Origin of the sequence: Nocardioides insulae DSM 17944 (assembly GCF_000422825.1) — a bacterium.
Classification (GTDB): domain Bacteria; phylum Actinomycetota; class Actinomycetes; order Propionibacteriales; family Nocardioidaceae; genus Nocardioides; species Nocardioides insulae.
This window is the reverse complement of sequence record NZ_AUGU01000013.1, coordinates 266829-286049: the sequence shown is the minus strand read 5'-3', so window position 1 is coordinate 286049 and position 19221 is coordinate 266829. Positions and strand designations below refer to the sequence as shown.

General features: G+C 69.9%; 16 protein-coding genes and 1 tRNA gene. 8 read left to right on the top strand and 9 right to left on the bottom strand.

From position 1 onward, the window contains the following. Positions 1-17: 17 nt before the first annotated feature. The gene (locus tag G515_RS0101980; protein WP_028658772.1) at positions 18-1484 is read left to right on the top strand and encodes a glutamate synthase subunit beta; all 1467 of its coding nucleotides are present in this window, start codon (positions 18-20) and stop codon (positions 1482-1484) included. Between the two features lie 65 nt (positions 1485-1549). Here G515_RS0101980 and G515_RS0101975 read toward each other — a convergent pair whose 3' ends face one another. Continuing rightward, positions 1550-2299 (bottom strand): SDR family NAD(P)-dependent oxidoreductase, encoded by a 750-nt coding sequence (locus G515_RS0101975; RefSeq protein WP_028658771.1) that lies wholly within the window; start codon positions 2297-2299, stop codon positions 1550-1552. A 239-nt stretch (positions 2300-2538) separates the two neighbouring features. After that, positions 2539-3003 carry a MarR family winged helix-turn-helix transcriptional regulator gene (locus tag G515_RS19085; protein WP_051217745.1) on the bottom strand — a complete coding sequence of 155 codons (465 nt, stop codon included), beginning with the start codon at positions 3001-3003 and terminating at the stop codon, positions 2539-2541. An 83-nt stretch (positions 3004-3086) separates the two neighbouring features. On the opposite strand from G515_RS19085, the gene G515_RS19080 reads away from it, so the two are divergent. From G515_RS19080 to pyk, 3 genes are read left to right on the top strand one after another with little or no spacing between them, the layout of a single operon-like run. Further along, a complete protein-coding gene (locus tag G515_RS19080) occupies positions 3087-4964 on the top strand; it encodes an FAD-binding oxidoreductase (protein WP_051217744.1) in 1878 nt (625 codons plus the stop codon). Next, positions 4957-5838 (top strand): LLM class flavin-dependent oxidoreductase, encoded by an 882-nt coding sequence (locus G515_RS0101960; RefSeq protein ID WP_028658770.1) that lies wholly within the window; start codon positions 4957-4959, stop codon positions 5836-5838. The genes G515_RS19080 and G515_RS0101960 overlap by 8 nt, the downstream gene beginning before the upstream one ends. Positions 5839-5866: 28 nt before the next feature. Further along, complete coding sequence (gene pyk / locus G515_RS0101955) at positions 5867-7321, top strand: pyruvate kinase (protein WP_028658769.1); 1455 nt, start codon at positions 5867-5869, stop codon at positions 7319-7321. 75 nt (positions 7322-7396) lie between these two features. Here pyk and G515_RS0101950 read toward each other — a convergent pair. After that, positions 7397-7469: transfer RNA gene (locus G515_RS0101950), tRNA-Leu, on the bottom strand. A gap of 90 nt (positions 7470-7559) precedes the next feature. Here G515_RS0101950 and G515_RS0101945 point away from each other — a divergent pair. Then, positions 7560-8198 (top strand): ANTAR domain-containing response regulator, encoded by a 639-nt coding sequence (locus tag G515_RS0101945; RefSeq protein ID WP_051217743.1) that lies wholly within the window; start codon positions 7560-7562, stop codon positions 8196-8198. Positions 8199-8338: 140 nt separating this feature from the next. Then, on the top strand, positions 8339-9667 hold the full coding sequence (locus tag G515_RS23575) for an ABC transporter substrate-binding protein (protein WP_051217742.1): 1329 nt from the start codon (positions 8339-8341) through the stop codon (positions 9665-9667). 105 nt (positions 9668-9772) lie between these two features. On the opposite strand, the gene G515_RS0101935 is transcribed toward G515_RS23575, so the two are convergent. The 4 genes from G515_RS0101935 to G515_RS0101920 are packed head-to-tail and all read right to left on the bottom strand — an operon-like array spanning position 9773 to position 13754. After that, positions 9773-10561, bottom strand: a complete 789-nt coding sequence (locus tag G515_RS0101935; protein WP_028658766.1) for an ABC transporter ATP-binding protein — start codon at positions 10559-10561, stop codon at positions 9773-9775. Beyond that, the gene (locus G515_RS0101930; RefSeq protein ID WP_028658765.1) at positions 10558-11526 is read right to left on the bottom strand and encodes an ABC transporter ATP-binding protein; all 969 of its coding nucleotides are present in this window, start codon (positions 11524-11526) and stop codon (positions 10558-10560) included. Before G515_RS0101930 ends, G515_RS0101935 begins: the two co-directional genes overlap by 4 nt. Then, positions 11516-12460, bottom strand: coding sequence for a branched-chain amino acid ABC transporter permease (locus G515_RS0101925; RefSeq protein WP_028658764.1), 945 nt, complete (start codon positions 12458-12460; stop codon positions 11516-11518). Before G515_RS0101925 ends, G515_RS0101930 begins: the two co-directional genes overlap by 11 nt. Before the next feature lie 19 nt (positions 12461-12479). Next, positions 12480-13754, bottom strand: a complete 1275-nt coding sequence (locus G515_RS0101920; RefSeq protein WP_051217741.1) for a branched-chain amino acid ABC transporter permease — start codon at positions 13752-13754, stop codon at positions 12480-12482. A gap of 351 nt (positions 13755-14105) precedes the next feature. Between G515_RS0101920 and G515_RS0101915 the strand changes: the two genes are divergently transcribed. Next, positions 14106-14681 (top strand): GNAT family N-acetyltransferase, encoded by a 576-nt coding sequence (locus G515_RS0101915; RefSeq protein WP_028658762.1) that lies wholly within the window; start codon positions 14106-14108, stop codon positions 14679-14681. Positions 14682-14698: 17 nt separating this feature from the next. On the opposite strand, the gene G515_RS0101910 is transcribed toward G515_RS0101915, so the two are convergent. Beyond that, positions 14699-15133, bottom strand: coding sequence for a hotdog fold thioesterase (locus G515_RS0101910; RefSeq protein ID WP_028658761.1), 435 nt, complete (start codon positions 15131-15133; stop codon positions 14699-14701). Between the two features lie 104 nt (positions 15134-15237). Between G515_RS0101910 and polA the strand changes: the two genes are divergently transcribed. Continuing rightward, complete coding sequence (gene polA / locus G515_RS0101905) at positions 15238-17928, top strand: DNA polymerase I (RefSeq protein ID WP_028658760.1); 2691 nt, start codon at positions 15238-15240, stop codon at positions 17926-17928. A 19-nt stretch (positions 17929-17947) separates the two neighbouring features. Here polA and G515_RS0101900 read toward each other — a convergent pair whose 3' ends face one another. Next, a complete protein-coding gene (locus G515_RS0101900; RefSeq protein ID WP_028658759.1) occupies positions 17948-19201 on the bottom strand; it encodes a lipopolysaccharide biosynthesis protein in 1254 nt (417 codons plus the stop codon). Positions 19202-19221: the final 20 nt, after the last annotated feature.

The following is a 19221-nucleotide window of genomic DNA, read 5'->3' as shown; positions in this document are numbered from 1 at the left end:
GAAGGGGGCTGCACACCATGGCTGACCCGAAGGGTTTCCTGAAGAGCGGCCGCGAGGGTGCCGCACGTCGTCCCGTCGAGGAGCGCGTCCAGGACTGGAACGAGGTGTACCCGGGCAGCGTCGGCCGGGCACTCCTCCCGATCATCAACACCCAGGCCAGCCGCTGCATGGACTGCGGCATCCCGTTCTGCCACCAGGGTTGCCCGCTGGGCAACATCATCCCGGAGTGGAACGACCTGGTCTGGCGCGATGACTGGTCAGGTGCCATCGAGCGGCTGCACGCGACCAACAACTTCCCCGAGTTCACCGGTCGGCTCTGCCCGGCGCCCTGCGAGACCGCCTGCGTGCTGGGCATCAACCAGGACCCGGTCACGATCAAGAACATCGAGGTCGCGATCATCGACAAGGCCTGGGAGTCCGGTCTGGTGACCCCGCAGCCGCCGGAGTGGCTCTCCGGCCGCACGGTGGCCGTGGTCGGTTCCGGTCCGGCCGGTCTGGCCACCGCCCAGCAGCTGACCCGGGCCGGGCACACCGTGGCGGTCTACGAGCGTGCCGACCAGATCGGCGGGCTGATGCGCTACGGCATCCCCGAGTTCAAGATGGAGAAGAAGTACCTCGACCAGCGCCTCGAGCAGATGAAGCGCGAGGGCACGGTCTTCCGTCCGGGTGTCGACGTGGGTGGCCAGATCACCGGCGCCGCCCTGCGCGAGCGGTACGACGCCGTCGTGCTCGCGGTCGGGTCGACCACGCCGCGCGACCTGCCGGTGCCGGGCCGGGAGCTCCAGGGCATCCACCAGGCGATGGACTTCCTGCCGCAGGCCAACCGGGTCGCCCGGGGCGAGACGGTCGAGGACCAGATCACCGCCGAGGGCAAGCACGTGGTGATCATCGGCGGCGGCGACACCGGCGCCGACTGCCTCGGCACCTCCACCCGCCAGGGGGCCCTCTCGGTCACCCAGCTGGAGATCATGCCGCTGCCTCCGGAGGTGCGTCCGGCCGCCCAGCCGTGGCCGACGTACCCGATGACCTTCAAGGTCTCCTCCGCGCACGAGGAGGGTGGCGAGCGGCTCTACAGCGTGTCGACCACCGAGTTCCTCGGCGACGCGGAGGGCCGGGTGCGTGCGCTCAAGCTGGTCGAGGTGCGCTTCGAGGACGGCAAGCTGATCCAGGTCGAGGGCACCGAGCACGAGATCATGGCCGACCTGGTGCTCTTCGCGATGGGCTTCGTCGGACCGGAGAAGCCGGGTCTGGTCGAGCAGCTGGGTGTCGAGCTCGACGCGCGGGGCAACATCGTCCGCGACGCCTCGTTCGCCACCACGGTGCCGGGCGTCTACGTCGCCGGCGATGCCGGCCGCGGCCAGTCGCTGATCGTCTGGGCGATCGCCGAGGGACGGTCGGCGGCCTCCGCGGTCGACCGTTACCTGACCGGTGACTCGGCGCTGCCGTCGCCGATCAAGCCGACCGACCGGCCGCTCACCGTCTGAGCGGTCAGGTCACGCCGTGACGGGCCCGGGGGAATGATCCCTCGGGCCCGTTGCCGTGCCCGGGCTCAGGCGACCGTGCTGCCGCCGTTGATGTGCAGATTCGCGCCGTTGACGTAGGACGCCTCGACCGAGGCGAGATGGACCACGCCGGCGGCGATGTCCTCCGGCCGTCCCAGGCGCTTGACCGGGACCCTGGTGAGGTAGGCCTCGCGGGCCTCGGGGCTCACCTCACCGTGGCGCTCGACCGGCACCCAGCCCGGGCTCACGGTGTTGACCGTGATGCCGACCGGGCCGAGTTCCTTCGCACACATCCGCGCGAACCCCAGTTGGGCCGTCTTGGCGGTGACGTACGCCGCGCTGCCGACCGGTGTCTTGTCCACGACGTCGGACCCGACGTGGATGATCCTGCCGACCCCGCCGGCGGTCATCCCGGGCACCACCGCCGTCGTGAGCAGCACCGGACTCCGGAGGAAGAAGTCGAGCTGGGCGGAGACCACCGGCCAGGTGAGTTGCCGGACCGGATGCTGGGGCTGGGCACCGGTCGCGTTGAGGACCAGCACGCCGATCGGGCCGAGTGCGGTCTCCACGTCGGCGACCAGTCCGGTCACCGACGCCTCGTCGGTGACGTCGGCCGGGAAGGCTCGGGCGGTGCCGCCGGCGGCCGTGATGCGCGCGACCACCCTGTCGGCCGCCTCCCCGGAGGATCGGTAGTTGACCGCGACCGGCATGCCGGTCGCGGCGAGGGCCGTGGCGATGACGGCTCCCAGGCCGCGGGAGGCACCGGTGACCAGTGCACATCCGGCCACCGCCGTCACGGTGCGGCTCCGTCGATCGGTGGCGCGGCTCTCTCCATGACGTGTGACAGTAGCGAGCCGGTCCAGTCCCGGCACCCCAGACTGGATCCCATCCGTCCTGCGCCTGCTGCGCGCCGCCATCCGGGCGCGGGGCCGCGTCGTCGCACCTCGACCGGCGTCGGCCCGCCGTCGGCACATCGCATTGCCGACGCACCCGTCCGGTGGCGCTCGCGACGGCGACGACCGGTGGACCCAGGGTCTCAGCGGTTGTCGTCCAGGGCACCGGCCGCCTTGATCACCAGACGGCGCAGTTGTCCGCGCTCCTTCGTGGTGAGGGCGCCGAGGAGGGAGTCCTCGGCCTCGACCACCCGGCTGCACAGGGCATCGACCTCGGACCGCCCGCGTGCGGTGAGGACCACCAGTCGCTGGCGCCGGTCCTCGGGGTTGGCACGGCGCTCGACCAGGCCGGCCTCGACCAGGTCGTCGATGAGGTAGGTCATCACAGTGCGGTCGACGCCGAGGTGGCGGGCCAGCGACACCTGGGTCGGGTGGGCGCCGTACCCGACCTCGCGGAGGGTCTGGTAGCCGCGGGGTCCGTGCGGGAGGTCGCCGAGGGCGGGGGAGACGTGCTCCTGATAGGCCCGCACCAGCGCGAGCAGACCGCGACCCAGGTCCGGCTCGAGCCCTGGCCCTCCCGGGTCCGCGTGGGTGCCGTCGTCGATCACGGGAACAGTCTAGTCAGATGCATTGTTCAACAGATCGTCTGTGACTCAGACGGATTCTGGGCCAGCTGGATGGAGTGACACACATGAACGAACTCGGCATCGCGATCGACCTGGGGAGCATCCCGCTCGAGCGGGCCGTTTCCCTGGCGAGCCGTGCGGAGGCCGCTGGGCTGGGGCTGGTGGTCCTGGAGGTCGGCGATCGGTCCCAGGTCTCGCCCGACCCGTGGACGGTCGCGGTCTGGGTCGCAGCCCGCACAGAACGCATCGCCCTCGGCGTGGCCCGGGCTTCGGAGGAGGAGGCCGCCACGCTGCCCGCCCCCTCGGCCATGGCCAAGGCGGAGGAGTCCTTCGGCCTCCTGAACGGCACCCGGCTGCTCGGTGACGCCGGGGGAACGCCCGCCTGGATCAGTGCGGACCGGGACGCGGACGCCACCGAGCTCGAACGCCTGGCCCGGGGAGCTGCGCCCGTCGTCGTACCCGTGCAGGACGTGGCGGACGTCGACCGGGTCGCGGTTGTGGCGGCCCAGCTCACGCCGTCCGAGCCCGCCGGGAGGCCGGCGGCGGTGCGCTCCCGGCGCCGCCCCGGCATCGACTACGACGGCGTCCCCGACTCGCTGCGGGAGACGGCGGTCGAGCCGGGCGATCCCGGCTACCGGGCGGTCCGCTCGACGTACCTGCGAGGAGGCGCGCCCGGGCTGGTCCTGCGGCCGCGCACGGTGGCCGAGGTCGCGGACTCGATCGCGTTCGCCCGGCGCCACCCCGACCTGCCGCTCGGCCTGCGCAGCGGTGGGCACGGCATCAGCGGACGCTCGACCAACGACGGAGGCCTGGTCATCGACGTCGGCGCGATGACCTCGATCGAGGTGCTCGACGTCGAGCGCCGGCTGGTGCGGATCGGGCCCGGGGCGACCTGGACCAGGGTCGCGGCCGCGCTGGGGCCCTACGGCTGGGCGCTCGGGTCGGGTGACGCCGGAGGTGTCGGCGTCGGCGGGCTGGCCACCGCCGGCGGCATCGGCTACCTGTCCCGCGAGCAGGGGCTCACCATCGACCGCCTGCGTGCGGTCGACCTGGTCCTCGCCGACGGCACCCGCGTGCGGGCCTCGCGCGAGGAGAACGCCGACCTGTTCTGGGCGGTCCGCGGCGCCGGGGCGAACTTCGGCGCGGCGACCGCCTTCGAGTTCGAGGCCGCCGAGGTGGGCCGGATCGGCTGGGCCCAGCTCGCCGTCGTCACCGCCGACCTCGCGGACGGCCTCCGGCGATTCGGCGAGGCGGCCAGCGCGGCGCCCCGGGACACCACCGTCTTCCTCGTCACCGGTCAGCCACGCCCGGGACAGGCGGTGCTGCAGATGTACGGCATCGTCGACTCCGACGACCCGGACGTGATCGTCGAACGGCTCACGCCCTTCGCCGAGATCGGCATGCTGGCCCAGCAGAACGTCGTCCTGACGACCTATCCGGCGGTCCTCGGCCAGTTCCCGGAGGTGGGTGCGGAGGGACACCACGGCGTCGGCGAGCCGGTCTCCCGTTCGGGGTTCCTGCCCGCGATGACCCCGGGGTTCGCGCGGGACGTGGCCGGGTTGCTGCACAGCGGCGAGGTGTTCTACTTCCAGCTCCGCCCGATGGGCGGTGCGATCGCCGACGTACCGGCGGAGGAGACCGCGTTCGCGTACCGGACCCCGGCCTTCCAGGTCACCGCCATGGGCGCCGACCAGCACCTGACCGACGCGGCGTGGGACGAACTGGCCGATCACTTCGAGGGCACCTACCTGAGCTTCGAGACCGACCGACGGGCGGCGCGGCTCCACGACGCCTTCCCACCCACCGTCCTGGACCGGCTCCGCCGGCTGAAGCGACGCTTCGATCCGGACAACCTGTTCCGCGACAACTTCAACATCGATCCGTTCCCCGATCGTGCCCAGGACGCACTGGTCGGAGCACAGCGAGGAGACAGCGATGACTGATGACCGACCCGACCTGCTGTTCGGGACGTTCGTGACACCCACCGCTCGCGAGCCCCGGCACGCGGTCGACCTGGCGGTCACCGCCGACCGCGCCGGTCTGGACCTGGTGACCTACCAGGACCACCCCTACCAGCCGGCGTTCCTGGACACCTGGACGCTGCTCACCTATGCGGCCGCCCGGACCGAGCGGATCCGGCTCAGCGGCAACGTGCTCAATCTGCCGCTGCGTCCGCCGCTGGTGCTCGCCCGCGCGGCCGCCTCCCTCGACCTGCTCAGCGGAGGCCGGTTCGAGCTCGGTCTCGGTGCGGGCGGCTTCTGGGACGCCATCGTCGCGATGGGCGGCCGGAGGCTGACTCCCGGTCAGGCCGTGGACGCCCTGAGCGAGGCGATCACCCTCATCCGGGACGCGTGGGACACCGACGTCCGTGGAGGGCTCCGCAGCGACGGCCCGTACTACCCCGTCCAGGGGGCCAAGCGCGGCCCCCGGCCGGCGCACGACATCGGGATCTGGCTGGGCGCGCTCAAGCCGCGGATGCTCGCCCTCACCGGGGCGAAGGCCGATGGTTGGATCCCCTCGCTCGGCTACCTGCCCCGGGGCGCCGACTCGCTGCCGGAGATGAACGCTCGGATCGACGAGGGCGCAGTCGGGGCCGGCCGGGATCCGCGCGCCGTACGGCGACTGCTCAACATCCCCGACGGCGCGGCCCAGGGCGGGTCGGTGAAGGGCTGGGTCGACCAGTTGGTCGAGCTCGCCGTGACCCACCGCATCACCGGGTTCATCCTGAGCAGCGACGACCCGCTGAGCACCGAGCGGTACGCCGCCGAGGTCGCGCCCGAGGTACGCCGGATCGTCGCCGCCGAGGCGAGTTCTTAGAACGTTCCAACATCGGTAGGGTGAACCCGTGAGACGAGCGAAGATCGTGTGCACCCTCGGCCCAGCCACCGCCGGCGAGCGCCGCATCAGGGAATTGGTCTACGCCGGCATGGACGTGGCCCGGCTCAACATGAGCCACGGAGCCCACGACGACCACGCCGAGAACTACGAACTCGTCCGTGCCGCAGCCGAGGCGTCGGGGCGTGGCGTGGGGATCTTCGCGGACCTCCAGGGGCCGAAGATCCGGTTGGGACGGTTCAGCAACGGGCCGGTGCAGCTCCAGCGCGGGCAGAGCTGGGTCATCACCACCCGGGACGTCCAGGGTGACGCCACCATCTGCAGCACGACGTACAAGGGTCTGCCGGGCGATGTGAAGGTCGGAGACCCGCTGCTCATCGACGACGGCAAGGTCCGTCTCCGGGTCACCGGAGTGGCCGACACCGACGTCACCACCGAGGTGCTGGTCGCCGGCCCGGTCAGCAACAACAAGGGCATCAACCTGCCCGGCGTCGCGGTCTCGGTGCCGGCCCTGAGCGAGAAGGATGTCCTCGACCTGCGGTTCGCGCTCCGTCTCGGAGTCGACTTCATCGCGCTGAGCTTCGTCCGGGACGCCGCCGATGCCGAGGACGTCCGCGCGATCATGCGGGAGGAGGGCCGGCTGGTGCCGGTGATCGCCAAGATCGAGAAGCCCCAGGCGATCCACAACCTCGACGAGGTGATCGACGCCTTCGACGGCTTCATGGTGGCTCGCGGTGACCTCGGCGTGGAGTGTCCGCTGGAGGAGGTGCCGTTCCTGCAGAAGCAGGTGATCGAGAAGGCCCGCCTCAACGCCAAGCCGGTGATCGTCGCCACCCAGATGCTCGAGTCGATGATCGGCAACCCGCAGCCCACGCGCGCGGAGGCCTCCGACGTCGCCAACGCCGTCCTCGACGGTGCCGACGCGGTCATGCTCTCCGGTGAGACCAGCGTGGGGGAGTACCCCGTGCACACCGTCGAGACGATGGCCAAGATCGTCGCGGCGACCGAGGGACACGCACTGCGGGACCGCAACCTCGCCCCGATCGACTGGGACCCGCACACCCGCTCCGGGGTCATCGCCAAGGCGGCCGAGGAGGTGGCCCAGCGGGTCGAGGCGAAGTACGTCGTCGCCTTCACCACCAGCGGCGACTCCGCGCGCCGGATGTCTCGGCTGCGCGGCCCGGTCCCGCTGCTGGCCTTCACCCCGATCGAGAGCACCCGTAACCAGCTCTCCCTGACCTGGGGCGTCGAGACGGTCCGCACCGCGGAGGTGGAGCACACCGACGAGATGGTGCGTCAGGTCGACGAGCAGTTGCTGCTCAGCGGGCGGGTGGAGGCAGGCGATCTGGTCGTGATCATCGCCGGCAGCCCGCCGGGTATCCCCGGCTCGACCAACGCGCTGCGCATCCACAAGATGGGCGACGCGATCAATGAGGTGGCCCCGGCCTACCGCCGGATGGGGTGACCCGCAGAGCTAGCACTGGCCCGGATCCACGAAGCGTGGGTCCGGGCCAGGTTGTCTTACTGCCGCCTCATGCGGTGCCCCGGGTGGGATTCGAACCCACACTGGATGTGGTTTGAGCACATTGCCTCTGCCGTTGGGCTACCGGGGCAGGTAGCGGGCCCAACCTACCCGACCGCGATCCGGCGCCGTTCGCCGGTCCGGCCAGGGCGTGGGGCGGTGTCCGTGGCGCATCGAGGCGATGCCCTACCCTTGCGTCGTGAGCGATTCGACCCCCGATCCTGCCCCGGCCAGCACCATCCGCCGGGTGGTGATCGCCGAGGACGAGGTCCTCATCCGGATGGACCTCAAGGAGATGCTCACCGAGGAGGGGTACGCCGTCGTGGGCGAGGCGGGCGACGGGCAGCGAGCCGTCGAACTGGCCGAGGAACTGCGTCCCGACCTGGTCATCCTGGACGTCAAGATGCCGGTGCTGGACGGCATCGCGGCGGCCGAGCGGATCGCCTCGGAGCGGATCGCACCGGTGGTCATGCTGACCGCTTTCTCCCAGCGCGAGCTCGTCGAGCGTGCGCGGGACGCCGGGGCGATGGCGTACCTGGTCAAGCCGTTCAGCGCCAGTGACCTGGTGCCCGCGATCGAGGTGGCGATGAGCCGCTTCGGGGAGCTCTCCCAGCTGGAGCAGGAGGTCGCCGGACTCCAGGAACGTCTCGAGACCCGGAAGGCGGTCGAGCGGGCGAAGAGCGTCCTGCAGCAGGCGCTGGAGATCTCGGAGCCGGACGCTTTCCGTTGGATCCAGAAGACCGCGATGGACCTGCGGCTCTCCATGCGACAGGTCGCCGATGGCGTGATCGAGCACGGCCCCGGCCTCGCCCAGCGGTGACCGATTCCGGGTGATCCAGCTCGCGTAGGTCACAACTTGGCAACGCCGGAAATCGTCCGGTATAACCCCGGTTCTTTCGCGCTACTGTGCCCGTCAACGTCGGTGCACCTACCGGCGCCGGCAAGAGAATCGGAGGCTTCATGTACACCCCCAGCAAGAAGATGCGTCTCGGGGTCATCGCCGTGTCCGCCGCGTTCGTCCTCGCCGCCTGCGGTGGCGGGTCCGACGACAGCGACAGCGATGGCGACGCCGCTGCGTCCGAGGGCGGTAGCGCCGCAGGCATGCAGCTCTACTTCGTCGACGGCAACACGACCGACTACTCCAAGGACTTCGACCCGGGCACCCTGGAGGGCGTCAAGGCGACCTATCCGGGCCCCGAGCTGAGCTCGGAGTTCCAGGGCCGACTGGACGAGCAGGATCCCAACCTGGACAGCTACACCTACGGCCCGGAGTCCTACGACGCCACCGTGGTCTCGGCCCTTGCCGCCGAGACCGCCGGCAAGGATTCCGGCAAGGCCATCGCCCAGCAGATCGCGGCGGTCACCACCGAAGGCGAGAAGTGCACGACGTACGCCGACTGCCTGGAGCTGGTCCAGGCCGGCACCGACATCGACTACGACGGCGTCTCCGGGCCGATCGAGCTCGGTGCCACCGGTAGCCCGACCGCGGCCACCATCGGCATCTTCGAGTACCAGAACGACAACACCTTCGAACCCATGGACTACGTCGAGGGCGACATCCCCGACACCGGGGAGGTGGCTCCCGACCAGGAGGTCACCGGCAGCGTCCCGAACGGCGACGGCACCTTCACGGTCGGCATGCTGCTGCCCGCCTCGGGTGACCTCGCCTTCCTCGGCCCGCCGGAGTTCGCGGGTGTGGAGCTGGCCATCAAGGACATCAACCAGGCCGGCGGGGTGCTCGGCAAGCCGGCCAAGTCGACCCGCGCCGACTCCGGTGACGGTACGCCGAACATCGCTCCGCAGGAGACCGACAAGCTCATCCGGGCCAACTCCGATGTGATCATCGGTGCGGCCTCCTCCTCGGTGTCCCTCTCGGTGATCGACAAGATCACCAAGGCGGGAGTGGTGCACTTCAGCCCGGCCAACACCTCGACCGAGTTCGACACCTACGCGGACGGCGGCATGTACTTCCGTACCGCACCCTCCGACGTCCTGCAGGGCCAGGTGATGGCCTCGACCCTGATCTCCGATGGCAAGACCAACATCGCGATCATGGCCCGTCAGGACTCCTACGGTGAGGCGCTGGCCGACAACGTCGAGAAGTTCTTCACCGACCAGGGCGGCACGGTCGTGTCCAAGCAGCTCTACGACCCGAACGCCGCCAACTTCAACGCCGAGATCGACGCGATGAAGGGCGAGGACCCCGACGCGATCGTTCTCATCGCCTTCGACGAGACCAAGAAGATCATCCCCGCGATGGTCTCCGCGGGAGTCGGCCAGGGCCAGTGAGGCACTGACCGCTCCGCGGCACAGCTCGCGAACCGAGCAACGCCCCCCGGCCGATCGGCCGGGGGGCGTTTCTTCGTGTCTCGTGCGAGAGGCGCTCGAGCGGTCCTACTTGTTGTGTCGGCCGGCCAGGGTACCGAGGTAGAGCTCGATGACCTTGGGGTCGTTGGCGAGATCCTGTCCCTTGGCGGTGTAGGCGTTGCGGCCCTGGTCGAGCACATAGCCGCGGTCGCAGATCTGGAGGCAGCGGGCGGCGTTCTGCTCGACCATGATCACCGAGACCCCGGCCTTGTTGATCGCCCTGGTCTGCACGAACACCTCGTCCTGCAGCGCGGGGGAGAGACCGGCGGAGGGCTCATCGAGGAGGAGCACCGACGGCTCCATCATCAGGGCCCGGCCCATCGCGACCATCTGCCGCTCACCGCCGGAGAGTGACCCGGCGCGCTGGCTGCGCCGCTGGGCCAGGGCCGGGAAGATCGAGGCGACGAAGTCGAACCGCTCTGCGTACTTCTGTGGGGCCTGGTAGCAGCCCATCTGCAGGTTCTCGGCGATGGTGAGGCTGGGGAAGACGTTGTTGGTCTGCGGGACGAAACCGAGCCCCTTGGTGACCAGCGCGTCGGCCCGGAGATTGGTGATCTCCTCACCGCGCAGGGTGACCGTGCCGGAGTGGACCTTGACCAGCCCGAACAGCGCCTTGAGGAGGGTGGACTTGCCGGCGCCGTTGGGGCCGATGATCCCCACCAGTTCGCCCTCCCGGCAGTACAGGTCGGCCCGGTTGAGGATGTTGACCCCGGGCAGGTAGCCCGCGATCAGGTCGTCCGCCCGGAGCACGGCGCCCTCGGCCTCCGCCAGGTGGGTGTCGCGGCTGGTGCTCAGCTCGCCGTCCTGAGTGCTCATGCCTGCTCCCGTCCCTCGTCGAGCCGCTCGGCGGCGATCTCGGCCTCCGCCTCGCTGGCGATGGTCTCCTCGTCGAGCTCGGTGATATCGGTGTCGTGGTGGGCGCCCAGGTAGGCGTCGATGACCCGCCGGTCGGCCATGACCGTGTCGGGCGGCCCCTCGGCGATGATCCGACCCTGGGCCATCACGACCACCCAGTCGGAGATGTCACGCACCATGTCCATGTCGTGCTCGACGAACAGGACCGTCCGGCCCTCATCGCGCAACGACCGCACGTGATCCAGCAGCGACTGCTTCAGGGCGGGGTTGACCCCGGCCATCGGCTCGTCGAGCATGACCAGCTCGGGTTCGACCATCAGGCTGCGGGCCATCTCGAGCAGCTTGCGCTGGCCACCGGAGAGCTCGCCGGCGAAATCGGACTCCTTCGCGTCCAGCTTGAACCGGGCGAGGAGCTCGCGGGCCCGCTCGGTGTTCTCCTTCTCCTGGCCGTCCCAGAGGAAGCGGAACGGACCGACCCAGAACCGTTCGCCGGACTGCTTCGGTGCTCCGAGCCGCATGTTCTCCAACACGGTGAGCTTGGAGAGCACCTTGGTGAGCTGGAACGTGCGGACCATGCCCATCCGAGCGACCTTGGCCGCACTGATCCGCTTCAGCGAGCGGCCGTTGAACGTGCGGGTGCCGGAGTCGGCGCGATCGAAGCCGGTCAACAGGTTGAAGAAGGTCGTCTTGCCGGCTCCGTTGGGTCCGATCAGGGCCGTGATCGTTCCCCGCTGGACCTCGAAGTGGTCCACGTCGACGGCGACCAGGCCGCCGAAGGTACGGCTCACCTTGTCGGCGACCAGGATCGGGTCGGGCTTGGCCACTCCGGGCTCGGTCTCCAGGGCAGCCAGGGCCGCCACCGCAGCGGGAACGCCGGGAGAGTCGGCCGGGGACCCGGCGGGGGAATTGTGGACATCAGCGGGCATCGAGCGCCAGCTCCTTCTTGTCACCGAAGATACCTTGCGGCCGGAAGATCATCAGCAGCATCAGGGCGACGCCGACGAGGATCCACCGGATCATCGTGATCTGGTTGGAGGACATCACGTCGTCGAGCAGCACGCCCATGAAGGAGAACAGGCCCCAGAAGAGCATCGCTCCCACGACCGGGGACATCACTCGGGCGGCACCGCCCAGGATCAGCATGGTCAGCGCGACGAAGGTGACGTCGGTGTTGTAGTCGTCGGGGACGACGGAGGCGTTGCCCAGCGCGCCGATGAACCCGCCGAAGGCACCGATGACACCACCGAAGACCAGGGCCTGCATCTTGTAGGAGTAGACGTTCTTGCCGAGCGAGCGGACGGCGTTCTCGTCCTCGCGGATGCCCTTGAGCACCCGGCCCCACGGCGACCGCATCAGCAGCCAGACCAACAGACAGACCAGCGCGACCAGGGCCCAGCCGACGATCATCACCCACAGGTCGTTGCGGTTGTAGGACAGGACCCGGCCTTCGTAGTCCGGCAGCGGGTTGAGATCGCGGAAGCCGCCGACGAAGCCGCGGACACCGTCGCGGGCGTGGAAGTGGGACTTCCACTGCGTGGAGAAGATCAGCCGGCAACTCTCGGCCACCGCGATCGTGACGATGGCCAGGTAGTCGGCTCGCAGCCGCAGGGTCGGGATACCCATCAGCAGGCCCAGCAGCACGGCGGCCAGGACGCCGAGCAGGATCGCCAGGACGAAGGGGATGTCGAAGGAGGCCACCGAGACGGCGAGGGTGTACGCGCCGACTGCGGCGAAGGCCGCCTGGCCGAAGTTGAGCAGGCCGGTGTAGCCGTAGTGGATGTTCAGGCCCATCGCCAAGAAGACGTAGGAGAGCGTGACCGGGCCGAACATGTCGTGGAGGGGTGTGGTGAGAAGATCCATGACTCGATTCCTTCCGGCCTCAGCCGATCCGTTCCTTGCGACCGAGCAGACCCTGCGGACGGATCAGCAGGATCAGCACGAGCAGCAGGAGTGCTCCGGCGTTCTTGACCTCGGCGTCGACGAACAGGGTGGACACGTCGAGCAGGACGCCGATCAGCAGGCTGCCGATGAGGGCGCCCCAGACCGACCCCAGACCACCGGCGACGACGGCGGCGAAGAGCAGCAGCAGGACGAGCTGTCCGATGTCGTAGGTGACGCCCTGGACGAATCCGAGGAAGACGCCTGACAGGGCGGCCAGACCGGCGCCGATGATCCAGACCACCGAGATCACCCGGTCGACGTTGATGCCGGTGGAGGCGGCCAGTGCCGGGTTGTCGGAGACGGCGCGGGTCGCGCGGCCGAGGCGGGTGAAGGAGAGCGCCAGGATCACGCCGACCACGACGAGCACCGAGACGACGATGATCGCGATGTCGCGCGAGGTGTAGGTGAACAGCCCGAAGAAGTCGTGCGGCGGCGGGGTCAGGTAGTCCTGGTAGTTGAGCCGCTGTCCGTCGGTGAGGAACTGGTAGAGGTAGCGCAGTGCCAGCTGCATGCCGATGGTGATGATCATCATCGCGATCAGGCTGGTGCCGCGCCGTCGCAGGGGGCGCCACAGCCCTCGATCCTGCGCCCAGCCCAGCGCCATCGCGATCACCACGACCAGCGGAACCGCGAGCAGGAACGGGATGCCCATCGGCACGCTGAGGAAGTAGGCCAACAGCGCGCCCAGACCGACCAGCTCGCCGTGGGCGAAGTTGGTCAGCCCGGTGGTGCCGAAGATCATCGACAGGCCCAGCGCGGCGAGCGAGAGCACCAGGCCGAAGAGCAGGCCGGAGTAGACCAGGCCCGGAAGGCGGTCCCATTTGGTCTCGACGTCACGCGTGTCGGGGCCCATCGCGAAGAGCACCGGCATCTCCTGATTGGGCAGCAGCACCACCTTGCGGACGTTCTGGCCCTCCTCACGCAGCGTGACGCCCTCCGGCAGGGTGTCCATGTCGAGTTCGATGGTGACCGGGCCACCCTCGCCCGGCACCTCGATCAGGAACTCGCCGGCGGCGTCGGAGGTGTCGGCGTACTCCTGACCGTCCTGGGAGGTCACCGTGATGGTGACGCCCTCGACGGGGGCGTTGTTGTCGGCGGTGTTCTGCAGGACGCCGCGAACGACGTTCCCGTCCGGCGTGTCGCTCGCCTGGGCCGGAGAGGCGAGCGAGACGAGCAGCCCGACCAGCAACGCGGACAGCAGAGCGGCGATCACACCTCGTCGTCTGGGGCCTGAGGGCAGCCCTGGGCGGGGTGGATCATGGGGACCGGTGGACATGCGACTCCTGTCACCTGGGGGTCTCGGGAAACTCGACATCGAACGTCGAGGTGTGCGCCGGATCATAACTGGGTCCTGTGTTGGCTGGGTCACAGTCTTGTTACGACGAGGTCGCGTCGTCGGGCCTCGTCCTTGATCTGTACCCCGGGCCGCGGACGGCGTACTGTCGTCGGCTGGAGGGAAGCGTCCCCGGGGGGCCGGATGCTTTGCCTTCAGACCCGTCCCGGGGCACCAGGCATACCGGACAGATGACGGGGTCCACCTCGGACACACCCAGGGGAGAGACCGATGAGCCGTTCGCCCGTCACGCTGCGAGACGCCGTCGTGGCAGACGCCCCCTTCCTCGTCACGTTGTGGACCGAGCACCTGCGTCGCGCCGAACCGCAGGAGCAGGTCGCCGACATGGAACTCGTGATCAAGACGGCCGAGCGCTCCGCGGAGCAGCGGCTCGTCGTGGCCGAGTACGACGGCGTCCAGGCGGGCGCGGTGCTCCTCCAGGTCGTCACGATGAGCCCGCTCAACCTCGAGGCGGCGGTGATGACGATGGCGCCGCACGTCGAGGCCGGCTTCCGGCGGCGGGGGATCGGCGGCGCGTTGATGGATGCCGCCGTCACCTACGCCGAGGAGCGCGGCATCGGCCACGTCTCCACCGCCGCGATCTCGCACTCGCGGGATGCGAACCGGTTCCTGGCCAGGCTCGGGTTCGGGCCGCAGGCGACCCTGCGTGCCGCGACCACCCCGGCGGTGCGCGGCAAGCTCAACGCGCAACGGCCGCGGGCGGGTCGCGACGCCGGTCGTCACTCGATCGGCCAGGTGCTGGCGGCCCGCCGATCACAGCGACGCTCGGCCGGCCGCCCGAGCTAGACAAGCACGGCCCAGGCTCAGCCGCGCGGCGGAGCAGGCAGCAGGGAGCAGGTGATCCGCGAGGTGCAGATCCGCTTGCCCTCCTCGTTGCTGATGACCACGTCGTAGGTCGCGGAGCTACGTCCCAGATGGGCGGGGGTGGCCACCCCCGTGACGGTGCCGGAGGTCGCCGCGCGGTGATGGGTGGCGTTGATGTCGACCCCGACCGCGATCTTGCCCATGGTGCGCGCGTGGGCCGCCGAACCGGTGGAGCCCAGGGTCTCGGCCAGCACGACGGACGCCCCGCCGTGGAGCAGACCGTAGGGCTGGGTGTTGCCCTTGACCGGCATCGAGCCGACCACCCGGTCGACGGAGGCCTCGAGGATCTCGATCTCCATGCGTTCGAGCAGGGTGTCGGCGTGCTGCGCGGTGAGCGCCAGGTCGGCGGGGGCGGTCGGTGTGTCGTCGGTCATGGGCCCATCATGTCCCACCGCAGGCCTGCTCAGGCGGTGGCCTCGACTGGGGAGACGCGGCCTGACCGGGAGAGCTGTCAGCGGCATGTCCTAGGCTCGAACTCGTGCCTGAGTCGACCCGCCCGCGCCTGCTCCTCCTCGACGGCCACTCGCTGGCCTACCGCGCCTTCTTCGCGCTCCCGGTGGAGAATTTCTCGACGGTCACCGGCCAACACACGAATGCCGTGTACGGCTTCACCTCGATGCTCGTCAACGTGCTGCGCGACGAGCAGCCCACCCATGTGGCCGTCGCCTTCGACCTCTCCCGGCAGACCTTCCGGCTCGAGGAGTACGCCGAGTACAAGGCGAAGCGCAACAAGACCCCCGATGAGTTCCGTAGCCAGCTCCCGCTGATCCAGCGACTGCTGGATCTGTTCGCCATCCCGCACCTCACCGCCGCCGGCTACGAGGCCGACGACATCATCGCCACCCTCACCACCCGAGCGCTCGAGGATGGGATGGAGGTGCTGGTCGTGACCGGCGACCGGGATTCCTTCCAGCTGGTCACCGCCGACTCCACGATCCTCTATCCGATGCGTGGGGTCTCCAACCTCTCCCGGATGACGCCGGCTGCGGTCGAGGAGAGGTACGGCCTGCCCCCGCACCGCTACCCCGAGCTGGCCGCGCTGGTCGGGGAGGATTCGGACAACCTGCCCGGTGTGCCCGGCGTCGGCCCCAAGACGGCGGCCAAATGGATCAACACCTACGACGGCCTCGACAACGTCATCGCCCACGCCGACCAGATCAAGGGGAAGGCCGGTGACAACCTGCGGGCCCACCTCGGTGACGTGATCCGCAACCGCCGGCTCAACGCGCTGGTGCGGGACCTTCCCCTCCAGCTCGCCCCCTCCGACATGGCTCGCCGGGAGTGGGATCGCGCGGGCGCGCTGGAGCTCCTCGACGAGCTGGAGTTCCGCGGTGAGCTGCGCACCCGCATCTTCGACACCCTCGCCCCGCAGGACGAGCCGGAGGTCGACGAGAGCGGGTTCGAGCTCGACGGCCGGCGGCTCGCCGCCGGCGAGGTCGGCGGCTATCTCGCCGAGCTGGGCGCGGTAGCGGTCGGCGTCCACGTCCGCGGCACGTGGGGTTCGGGCACCGGTCGCGTCGACGGCATCGCGCTGGCCGACCCGAGCGGGGTGGCGGCGTACGTCGACGTCGAGGCACTCGACCCTGACGACGAGCGCGCCCTCGCGGCATGGCTGGCCGATGTCGACCGGCCCAAGGACATCCACGATGCCAAGGGGGCGATGCTTGCCCTCGGCGCGCACGGCTGGGAGCTGGCCGGCCTCCACACCGACACCGCGCTGTCGGCCTATCTCGTCGCGCCCGATCAGCGCTCCTACCAACTGGCCGACCTCACCCTGCGCTACCTCAAGCGGGAGCTGCGCCAGGAGGGCGTGGGCGACCAGGGGCTGCTCTTCGAGGAGGTCGACGGTGGCGGCGACGAGGTCGCCGACACCGCGATGCTGCATGCCCGGGCCGTCCTCGACCTGGCCCACGCGCTGTCCGAGCAGGTGGAGGCCTCGGGCGGGGCCCGCCTGCTCGCCGAGGTGGAGCTCCCCCTGCTGCGGCTGCTCGCCCAGTTGGAGGGCGTCGGAGTCGCCGTCGACGCCGACCACCTCGAGCAGTTGGAGCGGCACTTCGCGGGCGAGGTCAAGCAGGCCGCCGAGGAGGCGTACGCGGTCATCGGCAAGGAGATCAATCTGGGCTCGCCCAAGCAGCTCCAGGCCGTGCTCTTCGACGAGCTCGGCATGCCGAAGACCAAGCGCACCAAGACCGGCTACACCACCGACGCCGACGCGCTCCAGGGCCTGTATGTGAAGACCGAGCACCCGTTCCTGCTCCACCTGCTCCGTCACCGGGACGTGGCCAGACTCCGCTCGACCATCGAGGGGCTGCTCAAGACGGTGCAGCCCGACGGGCGGATCCACACGACGTTCAACCAGACCATCGCGGCCACGGGCCGTCTGTCCAGCACCGACCCCAACCTGCAGAACATCCCCGTTCGCACCGAGGAGGGCCGCCGGATCCGGGAGGGCTTCGTGGTGGGCAGCGGGTTCGAGTCGCTGATGACCGCCGACTACAGCCAGATCGAGATGCGGATCATGGCCCACCTCTCCGAGGACGAGTTGCTGATCGAGGCGTTCCGCTCGGGGCAGGACTTCCACTCCATGACGGCCGCCAGGGTCTTCGACGTCGCGGCCGACGCGGTCACCAGCGAGCAGCGCGCCAAGATCAAGGCGATGAACTACGGGCTCGCCTACGGGCTCTCGGCCTTCGGGCTCTCCCAGCAGCTCGGCATCGAGCCGGCCGAGGCACGCGGCCTGATGGAGGAGTACTTCCTGACCTTCGGCGGGGTCCGCGACTACCTCCAGGGCGTGGTCGAGGAGGCCCGCAAGTCCGGGTTCACCGAGACCATCATGGGTCGTCGCCGCTACCTGCCCGAGCTGACCAGCGACAACCGCCAGCGGCGGGAGATGGCCGAGCGGATGGCGCTCAACGCTCCCATCCAGGGGTCGGCGGCCGACCTGATCAAGGTCGCCATGCTGCGCACCGAGGAGGCCATGCGGGCAGAGGGGCTCAGCTCCCGGATGCTGCTGCAGGTGCACGACGAACTCGTGCTCGAGGTCGCCCCCGGCGAGGCCCCCGTCCTCGAGGCGCTGGTGCGTGAGCAGATGGGGGACGCGGCCCGACTCACCGTCCCGCTCGACGTCTCCGTCGGCACCGGGCGCAGTTGGCACGAGGCGGCCCACTGAGCACCCTCCGGCGTCGGCCTCAGCGCTGGGCGGGCACGTCGTCGCGCAGCCGGTAGAGGCTGAGTCCCAGGAGCACGACGAGCAGGGCCAGGTCGATGGCCACCACCCGGTGTACCAGTGTGTCCAGGGTGTCCGCGGTGCTGCCCCAGGCGACCATCGCCACCACCGCGGCCCAGATGAGATACGCCGAGCGTCGGCTCTGCCGGCCCAGCACGGAGTAGACCAGCAGCTGCAGCATCGCCAGCGCGGTGCCGAGGACGGCGAAGACCCACAGCCGGTCCTCGACACCGGCGTACTCGTCGCCGCCGACGAAGATCATCGCCACGGGGGAGAGGAGCCAGGCGCAGACGGTGGAGAGCAGGCCCAGCCCCAGCACCGCGCTCATGCTGGTGAGCAGGGCTCGCCGGCGCTCGCCGGCCGTGGACATCGCCGGGAAGGCCACCACGACGACGAACTGCGGCAGGAACATCACCGCCTTGGTGAGGATGAGACCGGCGGCGTACAGGCCCGCGTTGTGGGCGTCGAGGACGTTGCGGGCGATCACGATGTCGGCGTTGCTGAGCACGAAGAAGGCGAGCAGGGTGACCGAGCCGTGCGCGATCTCGACCAGCACGGAGCGGAACCCGCCTGTGGGGATCGGGCCGGTGGCGCGGTCGCGGCGCAGCGCCCACCAACCCACCAGCACCGGCGCGAACAAAGCCACGGTGACCCCGAGCATGGCGGAGCTCTCGGTGGGCGAGATGACCATGAACAGGGCGCCCAGCACGACCCGCGGCACCCCGACGGAGAGGTAGAGCACGGCCAGGGCCCCCCAGCGTCGCTCACCCTGGAGCACACCCGCCTGACCGCCCATCACGGTGAGGGGAACGGCGGCCACGGCCACCAGGAGGGCGGGCAGGATCGAGTCGAGTCGCAGGACGTGCCAGACCACGGGGGACAGCAGCAGCATCAGGGCGCCGAGCCCCACGGCGGTGCGATAGGTCGCGGCGATCACCAGCCGCTCGATCGGCCCGACCTCGTGGGGTGCGGCCGAGATCCGTCGGGCCGCCGTGGCCTGGAGACCGAGCTGGAAGACGCCGATCACGAGCAGGAGCGACATCAGGCTGGCAACGCCGCCGTACTCCTCCGGGCCGAGCAGGTGGGCCGCGACGATCTGGAACCCGTAGGTCGACACGTTCATGACCAGCACGCAGATCGCCAGCAGGCCGCTGCCCCGCAGCAGGCGCCTCACGCGGCTGGCGTCAGTGCGGTGCTCGTCGGTCGCGCTGCTCACAAGGTCGAGCCTAGGGTGTG